Here is a 16913-nt window from a genome sequence, read left to right as displayed (position 1 = left end):
GTGGACATCAACCTCAGCGACTTCCATTTCCTGCGCCCCGTGTGGCTGTTGCTCGCCGTGTTCGGCGCACTGCTGCCAGTGCTGTGGCGACATAGCCAGGATCTGCAACGGCGCTTGCGCAGCAACATCGCTGCGCACCTGCTGCCGCATCTGCTCATCACCCCGCAAGACCGACACCGCCTGCGCCCGGTGCATCTGCTGTGTGCGCTGTTGGTACTGGGCGCCCTCGCCGCCGCCGGGCCGACCTGGGAACAGGATCGCCCGGATTTTCTGGAAAACCGCGCGCCGCTGATCATCGCCGTCGACCTGTCGCCGTCCATGGACGCCAGCGATGTCCCACCCAGTCGCCTGGAAGCGGTCAAGCACAAGCTCCACGACCTGGTCCAGCGCCGCGCCGGTTCGCGCAACGCCTTGATTGCCTATGCCGGCAGCGCGCATCTGGTTTTACCCGCCACCGACGATCCAGCGCTGCTCGATACCTTCATTCAGGCCCTGAGCACCGATCTGATCGAAAAACCGGGGAAAGATGTCGGTGCCGTTATCGATCAGGCCAAGCGCCTGCTGGCCGCCGAAAAAACACCCGGTACCCTGCTGCTGATCACCGATGGCGCCGACACCACGGCACTGGCCGGGCTGGACAAACGACTGGCTGGCAGTGCGTTGCAAGTGCTGATTCTGGCGGCCGGCAGCACCGACGGCGGGATCATCCGCGATGCCAGCGGCCAGCCGCGCATCGACAGCAATGGTCGCCCGCAACTCGGCAGTTTCGACCAGGACGTCCTCAAGCAGCTTGCCTCAACGCTGGATGCCCCGCTGGGCAGCCTGACCCTCAACGATGACGATCTGGACTGGATCGAACTGCATGCCGAGCAGCACTACCAGTCAGCCAGCGACGAACAGCGTGAGTTGCACTGGAAAGACGCCGGCTACTGGTTGTGCTGGCCCCTGCTGCTGTTAGCCTTCTTCAGTGTGCGCAGGGGCTGGAGCGTGAACTGGATGGCTGGACTGCTGCTGGCGGTGGGCCTGGGCCTGCAACCGGCGCCGGCACAGGCCAACGCGCTGACCGATGCCTTTTTCACCCGCGACCAGCAAGGCCGCTGGGCCTTCGAACACCAGCACTACCCTCAGGCGGCGGCGCTGTTCGTCGATCCCTACTGGAAAGGCGTGGCCGCCTACAATGCGGCCGATTTCGACCTGGCACTGGCCAGTTTCGCGCGCCTGAACACACCGCAGGCGTATTTCTACCTGGGCAATATCTACGTGCGCCGGTTCAAGTTCGATCAGGCCATCGCCGCCTATAACCAGGCGCTGAAGTTGCAACCGCAGTTCCCCGAAGCCACGGCCAACCTGGCCCTGGCCATCGCCTTGCAGAAAGACACCGAAAGCGCCGAGAAGAACACACCAGAGGTCAAACCCGACGAAATCAAGATGGACAAGGCGCCGGGTAAAGGGCAAAGCAAAAAGATGGAAACCCAACAAGCGGCCTCGGATGAGCAGTGGCTGCAGAACCTGACCACGTCGCCGGCGAAGTTTCTCAAGCAGAAGTTCAGCTTGCAGGATCAGGCGGGGGCCAAGCCATGAGCTGCCTTCAAGACCGAGTCGCGGCCTTCGCGAGCAAGCCCGCTCCCACATTTGATCCGCGCCCACCACAAATCCCCTGTGGGAGCGGGCTTGCCCGCGAAAGGGCCAGATCGCTCACCACAAAACTCGGCACCTTGCTCCTTTGCCTGATCAGCACTGGCACCCTCGCCGCCGAACCCCAGCTGCGGGTCAGCGCCACCCTGCAACCTGCCGACCCCGTCATGGTCGGCAGCCTGGTCGAACTGCAACTCGATGTCTTCACCGACACCTGGTTCACCAGCGCCCCCACCCTGCCCGACCTGAAGTTACCCGGCGCACTGGTGATGCCACCGGACGGCCATGCCGAGCACATCAACCAGACGATCGACGGCCAATCCTTCAGCGGCATGCGCTACAGCTACCTGATCACGCCGAACCTGGCCCAGGGCTTCGACATTCCGGCGCTGAGGGTACAAGCCACACCGAGCCAGGCCAGCCACGAACTCAGCGCCCAAAGTCAGCCATTGCACTTCAACGCCGCACAGCCGCCGGGATTCCAGCCCGGGGAGGCGGTGCTGGTGGCTCAAGGGCTGCGGTTTACCCAAAAGACCATCCATTCGGCCACGCCGCTGAAGGTCGGCGACAGCATCACCCGGGAACTGACGCTACAGGCCGACGGTGCCCTGGCCATGTCACTGCCGACTCCGACGCTGGACAACATCAAGGGCCTGAGCCGCTACCCGAAAGCAGCGCAAATCCGCAATCTGGATGACGGTCGCGGCAACTTCATCGGCGGCCAGCGCATCGACAGCGTGACGTATCGAATCGATACCGAAGGCCACTACAGCCTGCCGGCCGTCGAACTGAAATGGTGGGATGCCAGCAGCCAGCAAACCCGCACGGCTATGGTGCCTGGCGTGACCTTCGACGCCGCGGCCAACAGCGCCTACAAGCCAGTATTTTCAATCACCGAAGACCTGAAAAAACTCGGCCAGCACAATCGTTTGCACCTTTCCGGGCACTGGTTCGGACTATTGGCACTGGCGTTGGCGGTGGGGGCCCTGGGCTGGTTCAGTCGCCCGCTCGTACGCCGCGCGCACCTCAAGTGGCAGGCCCGCCGCCGCGCCCGGCACGCCGTCTGGCTCGAGTCCGCCGACTACGCGTGGCAGCAGATTCCGGCACAACTGGGGAGCAAACCGACGCAATTGAGCGCCCTGTACCTGTGGACCCGACGCAGCCGCCAGGGCCTGAAACTGACCGGTCTCGGCCCGCGCCTGCAAAGCTTCCTGCGGGCCTGTTACGGCCGCGAAACGGACAAAGAGCAGGCCCTGCGCCAAATCAGGGAATCCTTGTCTACGCTGCATAGTCAGGCCGAGTGCAACAGAGAATCAGTCTCCTCTGCTCTTCATCCGCTCAACCCCGTTCACAAGAAGGGTTTCCCATGACGAATTCGATATCGTTACGCCATCCTCGCGTATTCAGCTTCCTGCTGACCCTGGCCTTGAGCCTGCCGCTGCTGGTCCAGGCAGCCGAACCGCTGCCCTCGTGGAACGACGGGCCGTCGAAAAAGCAGATCATCGAGTTCGTGCAGGCGGTGACCGATCAAAGCAGCAAGGACTTCGTCAAACCTGAAGACCGAATTGCCGTGTTCGATAACGACGGCACCTTGTGGAGCGAGCAGCCGATGTACTTCGAATTGCTGTTCGCCCTCGAAGAAGTCAAACGCACCGCGGCGCAGCACCCGGAATGGAAAACCACCCAACCGTTCCAGGCCGTGCTGGAAAATGACCACAAGGCACTGGCCGCCAGCGGCCTGGAAGGCATGATGAAGATCTTCGGTGCGACCCACACCGGCATGACCAGCGAAGCGTTCGATGACTACGCCAAGACCTGGCTGAGTCAGGCCAGGCATCCGAAAACCGGCAAGCCGTACACCGAAATGATCTTCCAGCCGATGCTGGAGATGCTCGACTACCTGCGCGGTAACGCTTTCAAGACCTACATCGTCTCCGGTGGCGATACGGGGTTCATGCGTGCCTTTGCCGAGAAGGTCTACGGCATTCCACCGGAACAAGTCATCGGCACCACCTTCGTCACCGCGTTCCAGTACAAGGACGGCCAGGCGTCGATCTTGCGCACGCCAAAACTGGCCCACAATGACGATGGCCCAGGCAAGCCGGAAAGCATCGACGCGGTAATCGGTCGTCGTCCCATCCTCGCGTTCGGCAATTCCGACGGTGACCTGCAAATGCTCCAGTGGACCGCCGCCGGTCCCGGCAAACGATTCATGGGACTGGTGCACCATACCGACGCCAAGCGTGAATGGGCTTACGACCGACAGTCGCAGATCGGTCGCCTGGACAAGGCCCTGGACGAAGCGAACAAGCGTGGCTGGACAGTCGTCGACATGGCGTCCGAATGGCGCCGGATCTATCCGTACGACGCCGCCACACCCGAGCAAGTGCAATAAAAAAGCGTGACGCAGGACCGCAATAAACGTTTGTCGCATTCAGCGACGCAGTGAAAAGGAGCCAGTCAGATGACTCGCATAGGTAAGTGGCTACCGAAACTCGCCCTGGTGGCAGCCTCGGTGATGGCGATTTCGGCAACGGCCGGAGCCGCTGAAAAACCCAACATTCTGGTGATCTTCGGCGATGACATCGGCCAGACCAACATCAGCGCCTATTCCATGGGCGTGGTCGGCTACAAGACGCCCAACATCGACCGCATTGCCAAAGAAGGCATGATGTTCACCGACTACTACGCGGAGAACAGCTGCACCGCCGGCCGGTCTTCGTTCATCACTGGCCAGACGCCTTTGCGTACCGGCCTGTCGAAAGTCGGCATCCCAGGCGCACCGGTTGGCCTGCAAAAGCGTGACATCACCATCGCCCAGGCCCTCAAGTCCCAGGGCTACGCCACCGGCCAGTTCGGCAAGAACCACCTGGGCGACAAGGATGAATACCTGCCGACCAACCACGGTTTCGACGAGTTCTTCGGCAACCTGTACCACCTCAACGCCGAAGAAGAGCCTGAGCGTCCGTACTGGCCAAAAGACGATGCCGAGTTCGTCAAGGCCAACACCCCGCGGGGTGTGATCCACAGCTTCGCCGACGGCAAGATCGAAGACACCGGTGCGCTGACCACCAAGCGCATGGAAACCATCGACGATGAAACTACCGCTGCGGCGCAAGCGTTCATCGAGAAACAAGCGAAGGCCGATAAACCGTTCTTCGTCTGGATGAACACCACACGCATGCATTTGTTCACCCACGTGCGCGATTCGATGAAGGGCCAGAGCGGCATGCCCGGCAACGATTACGCCGATGGCATGCTGGAACACGACGGCGATGTCGGCAAACTGCTGAAGACCCTCGATGACCTGAAAATCACCGACAACACCATTGTCGTTTACACCACCGACAACGGCCCGAACCAGTTCTCCTGGCCGGACGCAGCGACCACGCCGTTCCGTAACGAGAAGAACTCCAACTGGGAAGGCGCCTACCGCGTGCCGGCCATTGTGCGCTGGCCGGGCAAGATCAAGGCCGGTGAAGTCTCCAACGAGCTGTTCTCGGGCATGGACTGGTTCCCGACCTTGCTGGCAGCCGCGGGCGAAACCGACGTGAAGGAAAAGCTGCTCAAGGGGTGGGCACCGACCTCGGGTGGCAACAACTTCAAAGTGCACCTGGACGGTTTCAACCAGCTGCCCTACCTGACCGGCCAACAGCCTAAAGGCGAGCGCAAGGAGTTCTACTACTTCAACGACGACGGCGTGCTGGTGTCGATGCGCTTCGGTAACTGGAAAGTGGTGTTCTGCGAACAACGCGAGCCCGGTGGTTTTAAAGTCTGGAGCGAACCGTTCGTGTGCCTGCGCGTACCGAAAATCTTCAACCTGAGGATGGACCCGTATGAACGGGCCGACGTGGTTTCCGACCAGTATTACGATTGGCAGACCAAAAACGTCTACCTCGCCGCGCAAGCCGTACAAAAAGCGGCCGGGTTCCTGCAAACGTTCATCGAATACCCGCCAAGCCAGAAACCGGCGAGCTTCAGCATCGACCAGATCCGCGCTGCGGTAGATGCCAAGATCGCTGAAAAAATGAAAGCTGCACAGTAAGACCGCCAGACCGCCGCTCGCCCTCACCGGCGAGCGGACTTTTTTGTGGCAAACACTATTCTGTGGCGAGGGGGCTTGCCCCCGTTGGGCTGCGAAGCAGTCGCAAACCAGGCGATTTGATTTGCCTGAAACAACGCATGGGGCTGCTTCGCAACCCAACGGGGGCAAGCCCCCTCGCCACATTGGTTTTTGTAAGGTTTGAAATTATCTGACTGACTCAGATCCAGCAGTCACTGTTTTAACGTACCAGTACAAGGCAATCTGCAATGACCTCACGTGTCGCCAGCAAGTCGTCGGCCATACCTGCCCCGCAAGTCGCCTCCCCGGCGCTGTTGATCCCCGCCCTGCTGCTGTTTGTCTCCGGCGCCGCGGCGCTGGTGTATCAGGTGCTGTGGATCAAGCAGCTGTCGTTGGTCGTAGGCGTCGAGGTCTATGCCATCACCACCGGGATCAGCGCGTTCTTTGCCGGACTGGCCTTGGGCGGCTTGCTGTTCGGCCGCTGGGCGGACCGGATGCAGCAACCGGTTGTGCTCTACGCCGGTCTGGAAGTGCTGGTGGCGCTGCTGGGCGTCGCTGCGACCTTCGCCATGAGCCTGGCGGCCAGCCCGTTTGCCTGGCTGGAAGCGCACGTGGGCTTGCTGGCCTGGGTACTGCCGTTCGCATTGGTGGGTATTCCCGCGTTGCTGATGGGCGGCACCTTGCCGGTGCTGGTTCGCTCCCTGGCCGCTGACCCGCAACACCTGGGCAAGGCCGGCGGGCAACTGTATGCGGCGAACACCGCCGGGGCCATCGCCGGCACCCTGCTCGCCGCGTTCGTGCTGGTTGCCACCCTCGGCGTGCGCGGCAGTGCGCTGGCCGCTGCCATGCTGAACCTGCTGGCCGCCGCCGGAGCCCTGTGGTTCCAGCGCCGGCGCGTGGCCCCCGTTGATACGGTAGCGAAACATCACGTTCAAAAAGCCCCCGACCGCCTGGCCCTGTGGCTGTACGCCATTGCCGGTGGCGTAGCGCTGGGCTACGAAGTGGTGTGGTCGCAATCGATCGTGCAATTCATGAGCACCCGTACCTACGCCTTTGCCGTGGTGCTGGCAACCTACCTTACCGGGTTGTTCCTGGGCAGCATGCTGCTGGCCCGTCGGGTCGATCGACTGCGCGATCCCTGGGGGGTGTTCGGTTTGCTGATTGCCGCAGCCGGGGCGATTGCCTTGCTGGAAGTGGCGTTGCTGGGACGCTGGCTGGTGCTCGCCCAGACCCTGGCTGAATCCTGGGTATTGTCATGGGGCGGCAGTGAACTGGCGGGCATGAGCACGCGCTTTGCGGTGGCGGCCTTGAGCATTGTATTTGTACCGACCCTGTTGCTGGGTGCGGCGTTCCCCTTGGCCCTGCGCTTGAGCGTCGGCGGCGCACAGGTGGGGCGCAACGTCGGCGAAGTCGTCGCATTCAATACCCTTGGCGGGATCATCGGCGTGATGCTCTGCGGCTTTGTCCTGATCCCGATGCTGGGCCTGGTACGGACCCTGGGCCTGCTGGCGATGATCGCCGCCGGAATCGCGTACCTCGCCGTGCGCAAGGGTCATGGCGTGAAGAAAGGCCGGCGTCAGGCGGTGGTTGCCATTGGCCTGGTGTCCTTGGCACTGGCTGTGTTCACGCCGGTCAACAAGCTGGCCAGCCTGCTGCCGGGCGCGCGCAATGGCACGCTGACGTTCTACGAAGAAGGCCGTGGCGGGACCGTCGCCGTGGTCACCCAGGGCAAGGGCGAACGGGCGTTCCAGCGTTTGTATATCCAGGGCGTGTCCAATACCGGCGACGCCATGCCGTCCCTGCGTTACATGCGGATTCAGGCGCTGCTGCCCTTGCTGATCCACAACGGTGAACCGCGTTCGGCGCTCGTGATCGGGTTCGGCACCGGCATCACCGCCGGCGCCCTGACCCGCTACCCCGCCCTGGAACATCGCGTGGTCGCCGAACTGCTGCCCTCGGTGGTCAAGGCGGCCCCCTTGTTCAAGGGCAATTTCAATGCCGCGGCCGATCCGGGTGTCGATGTGCGCTTGCGCGACGGTCGCCAGGAACTCTTGCGCAATCCCCAGCGCTACGACCTGATCACCCTTGAACCGCCACCGCCCTCCGCTGCCGGCGTGGTCAACCTGTACTCCCGGGACTTCTACCAACTGGCCGCCAGCCGTTTGCAAAAACAGGGCCTGGTCGCCCAATGGCTGCCGCTGCCGACGCAGAACATCGACGACTCGCGCTCATTGGTGCGCAGCTTCCTCGACGTGTTCCCCTACGCGACCCTGTGGACCAGCGAGTTCCACGAGATGCTGCTGGTGGGTTCGATGGAGCCGATTGAGCTGGATGCAGCGAAGATCAACGCTCGCTTCCAGCAGGACAGCGTCCGCAGCACCTTGCAGGATGTCGGCATCGGCTCGGCTGCGGCGTTGCTCGCCACCTGGGTGACTGATCGCGCGGGGCTTGAACGCTTCGCTGGCGACGCACAACCGGTGACGGACGATCAGCCGCGCATCGAATACGCGCCATGGGTGCGGGCCAAGGAGATCACACGGGTACTGCCGGCCCTGCTCGACTTGCACCAGCCACCAGCACTGCTGAACGCCGATGCCGGGTTCATCGAGCGCATGAACAATCAGCAACAACGACTGATGCAGTTCTACCGGGCGAGCCTGCATGCCTATGAGGGTGACCGTGAGGGTTGGGCCAGGGAGATGCGCGAGGTGATGCGCGGGGATTCCGGGAATCCGTATTACCGGTGGTTTGTCGGGGAGTGATTGGGTGCCTTGGCGGGCAAGCCCGCTCCCACAGGGGACTTGTGGCGCTCACAGATCCAGTGTGGGAGCGGGCTTGCCCGCGAAGGGGCCATCTGCCTCAAAACAATGCCATTTGACAGACGCCGACCCTCCGGCAAAGCTGCATCAAGCCTCAACGCGCGCCTGACGGCAATCGCACCTGGACCATGGAAGTCGTAATGCCGAAAAATAAAAACAAAGCTGCACAGCCAAACCCTGATTCGCAACCGACCCTGATCAACCGTTATCTGTTCCCCGTCACCATCGGCATCCTGTTGCTGACTGTGGCGGGTATTGGCTGGTTTTTGCTGAGCAGTACACCCACGCCGCCCAAGCCGGTCACCGTCAGCCCCCCTGCTGTTCAACCGGCCAAACCGCAACCCGTCGCCATCGCGCCTGCAAAAATGGTCGACGAGCAACAATGCCAGGGTTGCCACGGCGAGCAGGTCAAGGACTGGCAAGGCTCCCATCACCAGTTGGCGATGCAGCAAGCCAACGCGGACACGATGCTCGGCGACTTCAACAACGTCACCTTCAAGGCCGAAAAGGAGACCACGGTGTTCTCGCGCAAAGGCGACGAATACTGGGTCAACACACCGGGCATCGATGGCAGGAATGCCGATTTCAAGGTGGCCTATGCCTTTGGCATCGCCCCCTTGCAGCAGTACCTGATCGAGGTCGGCGAAGGCCGGTTGCAGGCCCTTGGCATTGCCTGGGATACCGAAAAGCACCGCTGGTTTCACCTCTACCCGGGCCAGGGCGTGAACTTCAAGAACCCGCTGCACTGGAGCAAACCGAGCCAGAACGCCAACTTCATGTGCGTCGAATGCCATACCACCGGCTTCAAGCGCAATTTCGACGCGGCAAAAAACACCTTCGACAGCCACTGGAACAGCCTGGGTGTCGGCTGTCAGGCCTGTCATGGCCCCGCATCCAGTCACCTGGAATGGACGGTGAAGAAGACCGATCTGATCCATGCTGGCTTTGCCGTCGACCTCAAGGACAAGAACGCCACCGTCGAACTCGAAACCTGCGCCCGCTGCCACTCGCGCCGCGCGCCTCTGGATGACGGTTACACGGTCGGCAAACGGCTGATGGACGACTACCTCCCGAGCGTCCTGACCCGCGAGCTGTACGCGCTGGATGGCAAGATCAAGGACGAAGTGTTCGAACACGGCTCCTTTGCCCAAAGCAAAATGTTCGACAAGGGCGTGCGTTGCAGCAACTGCCACAACCCGCACAGCACGCAATTGAAAGCGCCAGGCAACGGTGTCTGCCTGCAATGCCACAACACCGCCGGCAAAACCACCGTGGAAGGCGTCGACGGCAAAGGCCTGCAAGCGAAAAACTACGACTCCGTCGAACACACCCGCCACACCATGGGCCAACCGGGTTCGCAGTGCGTGGATTGCCACATGCCCGGCAAGTTCTACATGGGCAATGACTTCCGGCATGACCACAGCTTCAGCATCCCCAACCCTGAGCGGGCAAAGAAACTCGGTACGCCTGATGCCTGCCTGACCTGCCACCAGGGCAAGGCCGGCGACAAGGTCACCGAGCAGTTCAAGCTGTGGAACACCGCCAACGCCAGCGCGGTACAAGCCCCTCGCTACGACGAAAGCCTGTGGCTGATTCGCAACGGTCAGGCCGGTGCCGCACAGGCCTTGATCGAACAACTGCAACGCAGCAACCTGCCGGCGATCCAGCGCGCGACGCTGCTTGGCGAATTGGCGCAGTATCCGAGCGAGCAAGCGTTGAAACTGGCCACCAGGGACCTCAACAACCCGGCGCCGCAAGTCCGTGAGAGCGCCATCCGCGCACTCAGCGCCTTCCTGCCGCCAGCGGAACGTGCGCCACTGCTGACACCCTTGTTGAGTGACCCTGTGAGGGCCGTGCGCATCGCCGCCGCCCGTGACCTGCTCAGTGTCGCGCACAACGGCCTGGGCACGGCCCAGAACAGCTGGGATGCCGCCATCGCCGAATACGAGGCGGTGCAGAAAAACCTGCTCGAACGCGCCGAAGCGAACCTCAACCTGGCGATGCTGTATCAGGCCAGCGGTCGCAACGCAGAAGTCGAAGGATTCCTGCGCACGGCCCTGCAGCGCGATCCGGACTTCTACCCGGCGCTGGTCACCCTGGTGCAGTGGCTGGAGGCCAACGGTCGCAGCCAGGAAAGTCATGCCCTGCTGGCGCAAAGCCTCAAGGACCATCCTGACTCGGGCCTGCTGCAATACACCCAGGGCCTGGCACTGATTCGTGCCGGCCAGGCGGCTCAAGCCATGCCGTACCTGCGCCAGGCCGCGAAGCTGGAACCGCAGAGTGGGCAATTCGGCTACGTACTGGCAGTGGCCCTGCATGACAGCGGCAAGATTGACGAAGCCTGCGCCGAACTGGAACGGCTGTTGAAAGAGCAACCGGCCAACCGTAATGCCCGCTTGTCGCTGATCCAGTATTACCTGGCCAACGGCCAGGAGCCCAAGGCCCAGGTGCTGTTGCAGGGCTGGAAGAAAATGAACATGGGGGATCCGGCGTTGAAATGATCGGGGGGCTGGCTCAAAGGCCTCTCGCGGGCAAGCCTCGCTCCTGGGAAATCAATGTGATCTCCGTAGGAGCGAGCCATTTTGCGGTGTAACAGCCAATCCATTCACTGATCCGCGGATCCCGCAACGGCGAGAATGTTGCAGGGCACTTGATACAGGACATGCTCCGTCGTACTGCCCACCCATTTGCCCAGTCCCTTGCGATGCGCATTTCCCATGACGATCACATCGGCCCGGTGATGCGCTGCAAAGTCGGCCAGTGCTTTGCCAGGTGGCCCTTCAACGAAGTGTTGTCGCTCAGTGGGCACGCCGTAGTGGTCGGCCAGTGCGATAAATGACTTTTGCAGTGACTTGCGCACATCGCTGCTGAAGCCCGGCATCGTCACTGCACCAGCACCTGCGTCGGATATATGTGTCAGCGATAGATCGTAGGCATACAGCAGATGCAGCTCCGCGCTGCATTGCATCGACAATCCGTTCGCCGCCTGGATGATGCGGTCGTTGATGCCAGTGATCTGAGTCTCGGGTTGTGACGGATCGACTGCCGCCACTACCACTCGCGGAAGTGGGCACCTGACTTCGCTGACCAGATGCACAGCCACCGGACATTCGCGCAACAGGTGCCAATCCAGAGGCGTAATGAAAACGCGTTTGAGCGCCGACTCGTGTTGCACGTCCTTGATAACCAGATCCGGCTGCATTTCTGCCACATGCACAAGTATTTCTTGCAGCGCGGTTCGCGTAACAAGCACTTCGGTACTCACCTTGACCCCGTGCCCGCGAATTAGCTCGGCCTCATCCTTGAGCCACTTTTCGTTCTCTTGCTGACAGGCCTCACGAAAACGCGCACCTGCGCTCATCAAACCCAAGAGGTTGGAGTCTTCGATAAACACCGTGATGTGCAGCGCTGCACCAGTGGCTTGGGCAATGGCGATAGCTCGTTCCAACGCCGGGGTGTGGCGCATGGCTGGACCTGCTATCAGAAAGAGTCGTTGATACTGGCTCATGTAACACCTCCAAACGTTCCGGGATATCCAATTCCCCCAGCGCTCTGGCCTGTCACACCACCGACGATTTACTATCGCCTCAACTGTCTGGATCGACACTATCAATATACGCCTGGATTCAATCAATCCCCCACTTCACCGAGTCGACTTTTTCAAAAGCGGCGACGCCATGAACACATTTACTTACAAATACTTCATTTGCATAAAATCGATCTTGCAACTATAGGTGATAAGTTATGGCCCTCGATCGGGCCAAGAGATGCCTAGCCTCAAATGCGCATCAAGCTACCCAGTATTCCTGCCCTCGGTGTTTATCTCGCACTGTCTTGCCTGTTTGTGACCGCATGGTTACTCAATCCTGCCCACACGCATTCGTCCTTTGCGATGAATCCAGTGAAGGCTGTGACCGATCAAGTGGCCAGGCCCATTTATACCAGCCGTTTCGCCTCGTCCGGGCTGGTGGACTTCGTGCACTCCTCGGCCGTAACAGCCTTGCCTGACGGTAGTTTGATGACAGCCTGGTTTGCCGGCTCTCGCGAAGGCGCAGCCGATGTGCAGGTGCGTTCCGCCCGCTTCGACGCGAAAACCGGCGAATGGGGTGCTGAACGGGTATTGGCGACACGGAATTCGACCCAACAGGGCACCCAAAGATACATTCGCAAGCTGGGCAACCCGGTGATTGCACTGGCGCCGGATAAACGCCTGTGGTTGTTCTACGTATCCGTGTCCATGGGCGGCTGGGCCGGCAGTGCAGTCAACGTGATGGTTTCCGACGACTTCGGTGAAAACTGGTCCGCTCCGCGCCAACTGATCACGTCCCCCTTTCTGAACATCAGTACCCTGGTCCGGTCCGCCCCCGTGTTTCATGCCGACGGCTCCATCGGTTTACCGGTCTACCACGAGTTCCTGGGCAAGTTTGCCGAGTACCTCTACTTGAGCGCAGACGGTGATGTGATCGACAAATACCGCATCAGCCACGGCAAGAACTCATTGCAACCCACGGTGGTTCCGCTGGATGGGCAGCGCGGCATCGCCTTGTTGCGTTATGCCGGCAACACCCACCACCGTGTTCTGGCAACCCGCACTGAAGATGCCGGACAAAACTGGAGTGAACCTTATCCGCTCGAGCCATGGAATCCGAACTCCTCGCTGGCGGCCGTCGCAACCCCCGAGCATGGGTTGCTGGTAGCGCTCAATGACCTGCAAGAGGGGCGCTTCAAGCTGAGCCTTTATGGCACCGACGAAAAAATGGACGATTGGCGCTCGTTGCGTGACCTGGACAAATCACCTGATCCGGAAGGAGATCCGTTTTCACCCCAGGCCTACAAAAAAATCATAGGCAATGAGTTCCGCGGTTCCAGTGGCGCGCTGCGCCAACCTCTGGAGGCGCAATTCCTGAACAATCTCGACACACGTGTCTGTAACCCCCGAGGCTGCGAGTTTGAATATGAATATCCATATTTCATCCGCAGCCCGGACGGCATGTATCACCTGGTTTATTCCTGGAACAACACTTTCATCAAGCACGTTACTTTCAACGATGCGTGGCTGTCCGAGCGACTCAAATGATTAACCTTTGGCAAGCCCATGTCTGCTTCGCGATGATCATCTTCCTCTTGCTGCCGTCTTTCGGTTTGAACAGGAGCTGGCGTATCGCGCTGCTGGCCGCCTTGCTGGCCGCCAGCTTCATACCGCTGGACGGGTTGTCGTTGGCCACGTATTTGCGCAGCCACATCGATGACCTTGCGATCACGTCACTGGTGTTCATGGCATGGGGCTGTTTACGTCGGCTGGGCTACCTGCCGCCTGCGCGGCAGGGTAAAACCTGCATTCTGATCATGTTCGCCCTGTTGGCCCTGGTGCTGTACCCGGCAACCCTTGGTCTGAGCGATCTGGATCCTTATCGACTTGGATACAGCCCGCGCCCGATGTTGATTTTCTTCGCACTGCTCACTCTGGGCCTGTTTTACCTGCGCAACAGCCTGGCCGTCGTGATGCTGTCCAGCGCGACCCTGGCCTTCATCGCCGGGATAAAACCTTCGCAAAACTATTGGGATTACCTGATTGATCCACTACTGGGTCTGTTTTGCTGTGCGGCACTTCTGATGCTTTTCACACGCTGGACGTATGGTTGCCTGAACAAACAACCCAGCCCAGTGTTTAAAGCATCCCGAACCGTTTGAGCTTGAACGACAAATTTAACAGGGGAACTTGGATGGGTTGGCTGCAATCGAGACGTTTGCACTATTGGCTAGGCGCAACAGCGATTCTGTTTGCGTTGTTTGCCCTGCTACGGGTGGTGTTCTTTTTCGGCTATTCCGGTTTCGACGCTAATGCCCTGATCAAGGACGAGGCCGTACGGGAAACCCTGGGCATCGGCTTTCGTTTCGATCTGCGCCTGGCCATTCTGGTAATGCTGCCGTTGGCTTTGTTTGCCTGGATTCCTCGCTGGAACCTCATCACAAGCCGCTTGCTGCGCTGGATCGCACGCCTTTACATTTTCGCGGCTCTAGGCGCCCTGCTGCTGATCTACATCATCGATTTCGGGCATTACGCTTACCTGGGCATGAGGATCAACGCCACGGTATTGCGCTTCATCGAGGATGCACAAATATCCCGTGACATGGTCTGGCAGACCTACCCGGTCATCTGGATTTCTCTGGGTTGGCTGGCAACGGTAGCGTTGACGACACTGGCCCTGGTGCATCTGGAGCGTGTGACGCTGGACCGCCCTCGCAAACCGATTCACCCGTTCTCTGCCACATGGGGCGGCGCGTTGATGGTCATGGTGGTATTGCTGGGCATTTTAGGCCGTGTCGAGAACATGAACCTGGAAAACCCTGTGCCATTGCGCTGGAGCGATGCCTTCTTCTCGGGCAATAACCAGACTGCTGCACTGGGGCTCAACCCGGTGATCTTCCTGTATGACACGCTCAAGGTCGGCCAGTCGCGCTATGACGAAGCACAGGTGCGCGAGAACTATTCAGTCATGGCCAACTACCTGGGCGTTGACCAGCCCGATCCGCAAACGCTTAATTTTGTTCGCCACCAGGCACCACAACCCTACAAAGTATCGGGATCACGACCGCCGAACGTGATGTTTGTCATGCTTGAATCCCTGGGCACCAGTGCCGTCGGGGCTTACGGCAACCCGATCAATCCGACCCCCAATCTCGATCGCCTGGCCACGCAGAGCTGGTTCTTCGAGCACTTCTATGTGCCGGTGACCGGCACCGCAAAAACCGTATGGGCCAGCATTTCCGGGGTCCCTGACGTCACGCGTCAAGAGACTGCGACGCGTAACCCGTTGATCACCCGGCAGCACTCCCTGGTCAATGCCTTCACCGGCTACGAGAAGATCTACACCATCGGCGGCAATTCCGGCTGGGCCAATATGAATGCCTTGATTCGACAAAGCATCGACGGCGTTCGCCTGTACGAAGAGCGGGACTGGAAATCCCCGGTGGTGGATGTCTGGGGCATTTCCGATCTGGACCTGTTCAAGGAGACCGACCAGCTCCTGCAGGCGCTGCCCAAGGACAAACCGTTCTTTGCGTATGTACAGACTGCCGGCAACCATCGTCCCTTCACGATTCCCAAGACCAATGATGGATTCGAGGTCAAGCGCCCTACCCTCGAGGAAGTCCAGGCCGCAGGGTCGCGCAGTGTCGAGCAATACAACGCCGTGCGCCTGCTGGACTTCAACATCGGCCGCTTGATGGAAATCGCCAAGGCCGGCGGCTACTACGACAACACCATCTTTGTGCTGTTTGGCGACCACAACACCCGTATCGCGCAGATCCCTTTCCTGGCCCCGGCCTATGAGCAACTGGGCCTGGAAAGCAATGCGGTGCCGATGATCATCCACGCCCCGGGCTTGCTCGGGACACGCAAGGTCCAGGAGGCGGTTGGCTTGGTGGATTTGCTGCCAACAGTGGCGGGCATGGCCGGTCTTGAGTTCCGCAACAGCGGCATGGGTCGTGATATTCAGCAGCCGGCGCCCGAGGGTGAACGCGTGGTACCGCTGGTATTGCGCGAAGGAACGTTCCCGCTGATTGCCGGCGTGACTCAACATTACATGGTGCAAATGGAGCACGACGGCAGCTCGCCAACGCTCCACGACCTTGCCTCGAAGACGCCCCTGGACAACGTGGCCGAGCAAAACCCTGAAGAGTTCAAACGCCTGGTGCAGTTGACCCGCGCCATGCATGAAACCTCAAGGTTAATGCTGTATCAGAACGTGCGACAGTAACTGCTGGCGCCAGCGAGCCCGCGTCTATGGTGCAGATAGACGCGGGTCGCCCTGACCTATGACATCAGCTGCGCTCGCGGGGAATCAGGCTCTGCAGCTGTTGCGCCAGGAAGTTTGCATCGAACTCAAAGGTATCCGGGTCCTTCAAGCCATTGGTCTTGCGCCACTGCCAACCAGTGGATGGCGGCAGGCACACCAGTGACACGCTGCCATAACGCGCTGCGGTAAATCCCATCACGGCAATGGAAATCTGCCCGCCGACACCCATCACCTCCGGCACGAATTCCACCGGCTTGCCAGCAATCACAATGGACAGCTTTTCGCTCTTGAACGTCGATGCCTCGACTGGCACGCTCGGCCCCGATGCAACATAGGCCTCACGGCTTACTTCCAGCAGATGCGGTACCAGCACTGGCTCCAGCCACTGCTGGATCTGATCGAACAGTTCAGCAATGCGCGCCGCCCATTGTGCCGATTGCGACTCGAACAGCTGTTTCTTGTGCGCTTCACTTTCTGCGTAGTGACGAAGCATCTCGCCCAGTTGCTGTACATCGTCCATTGCGGTGATCCTTTGGTTGAAGCAGTACTGCGGACTTTCAGAATGGCAGATGCGCGCTGCCAGCGTACGACTAAAAG

11 protein-coding genes are annotated in these 16913 nt (G+C 60.4%); 9 read left to right on the top strand and 2 right to left on the bottom strand.

Annotation, left to right across the window (positions count from 1 at the left end; translation table 11 throughout):
* The 6 genes from Q8X48_RS28000 (at position 1) to Q8X48_RS27975 (ending at position 11018) form a co-directional block, all read left to right on the top strand.
* Complete coding sequence (locus Q8X48_RS28000; RefSeq protein ID WP_407802442.1) at positions 1–1581, top strand: VWA domain-containing protein; 1581 nt, start codon at positions 1–3, stop codon at positions 1579–1581.
* Positions 1578–3005 carry a hypothetical protein gene (locus Q8X48_RS27995; protein ID WP_407802441.1) on the top strand — a complete coding sequence of 476 codons (1428 nt, stop codon included), beginning with the start codon at positions 1578–1580 and terminating at the stop codon, positions 3003–3005. Before Q8X48_RS28000 ends, Q8X48_RS27995 begins: the two co-directional genes overlap by 4 nt.
* Positions 3002–4030 carry an HAD family hydrolase gene (locus Q8X48_RS27990; RefSeq protein WP_407802440.1) on the top strand — a complete coding sequence of 343 codons (1029 nt, stop codon included), beginning with the start codon at positions 3002–3004 and terminating at the stop codon, positions 4028–4030. Before Q8X48_RS27995 ends, Q8X48_RS27990 begins: the two co-directional genes overlap by 4 nt.
* 69 nt (positions 4031–4099) lie before the next feature.
* Positions 4100–5680, top strand: a complete 1581-nt coding sequence (locus Q8X48_RS27985; protein WP_095967039.1) for an arylsulfatase — start codon at positions 4100–4102, stop codon at positions 5678–5680.
* A 266-nt stretch (positions 5681–5946) separates the two neighbouring features.
* On the top strand, positions 5947–8460 hold the full coding sequence (locus tag Q8X48_RS27980; RefSeq protein ID WP_407802439.1) for a fused MFS/spermidine synthase: 2514 nt from the start codon (positions 5947–5949) through the stop codon (positions 8458–8460).
* A gap of 197 nt (positions 8461–8657) precedes the next feature.
* Positions 8658–11018: a tetratricopeptide repeat protein gene (locus Q8X48_RS27975; protein WP_407802438.1), complete on the top strand. Its 2361-nt coding sequence runs from the start codon at positions 8658–8660 to the stop codon at positions 11016–11018.
* Positions 11019–11122: 104 nt separating this feature from the next.
* Here the strand turns inward: Q8X48_RS27975 and Q8X48_RS27970 are convergent, their stop codons facing one another.
* Positions 11123–12025, bottom strand: a complete 903-nt coding sequence (locus Q8X48_RS27970) for a universal stress protein (protein WP_015095326.1) — start codon at positions 12023–12025, stop codon at positions 11123–11125.
* 273 nt (positions 12026–12298) lie between these two features.
* On the opposite strand from Q8X48_RS27970, the gene Q8X48_RS27965 reads away from it, so the two are divergent.
* Genes Q8X48_RS27965 through Q8X48_RS27955 form a run of 3 tightly spaced genes read left to right on the top strand, consistent with a single transcriptional unit; the run spans position 12299 to position 16277 of the window.
* Complete coding sequence (locus Q8X48_RS27965) at positions 12299–13594, top strand: sialidase family protein (protein ID WP_407802437.1); 1296 nt, start codon at positions 12299–12301, stop codon at positions 13592–13594.
* Positions 13591–14208 carry a hypothetical protein gene (locus Q8X48_RS27960; protein ID WP_407802436.1) on the top strand — a complete coding sequence of 206 codons (618 nt, stop codon included), beginning with the start codon at positions 13591–13593 and terminating at the stop codon, positions 14206–14208. Before Q8X48_RS27965 ends, Q8X48_RS27960 begins: the two co-directional genes overlap by 4 nt.
* Positions 14209–14240: 32 nt before the next feature.
* A complete protein-coding gene (locus tag Q8X48_RS27955) occupies positions 14241–16277 on the top strand; it encodes an LTA synthase family protein (protein WP_407802435.1) in 2037 nt (678 codons plus the stop codon).
* 64 nt (positions 16278–16341) lie between these two features.
* Here the strand turns inward: Q8X48_RS27955 and Q8X48_RS27950 are convergent, their stop codons facing one another.
* On the bottom strand, positions 16342–16836 hold the full coding sequence (locus Q8X48_RS27950; protein ID WP_407802434.1) for a hypothetical protein: 495 nt from the start codon (positions 16834–16836) through the stop codon (positions 16342–16344).
* Positions 16837–16913: the final 77 nt, after the last annotated feature.

The organism is Pseudomonas sp. QLc11A (assembly GCF_052112305.1).
GTDB classification, from domain to species: domain Bacteria; phylum Pseudomonadota; class Gammaproteobacteria; order Pseudomonadales; family Pseudomonadaceae; genus Aquipseudomonas; species Aquipseudomonas laurylsulfatiphila.
The sequence above is the reverse complement of the archived record's forward strand: the minus strand, read 5'-3'. Positions and strand labels throughout refer to the sequence as shown.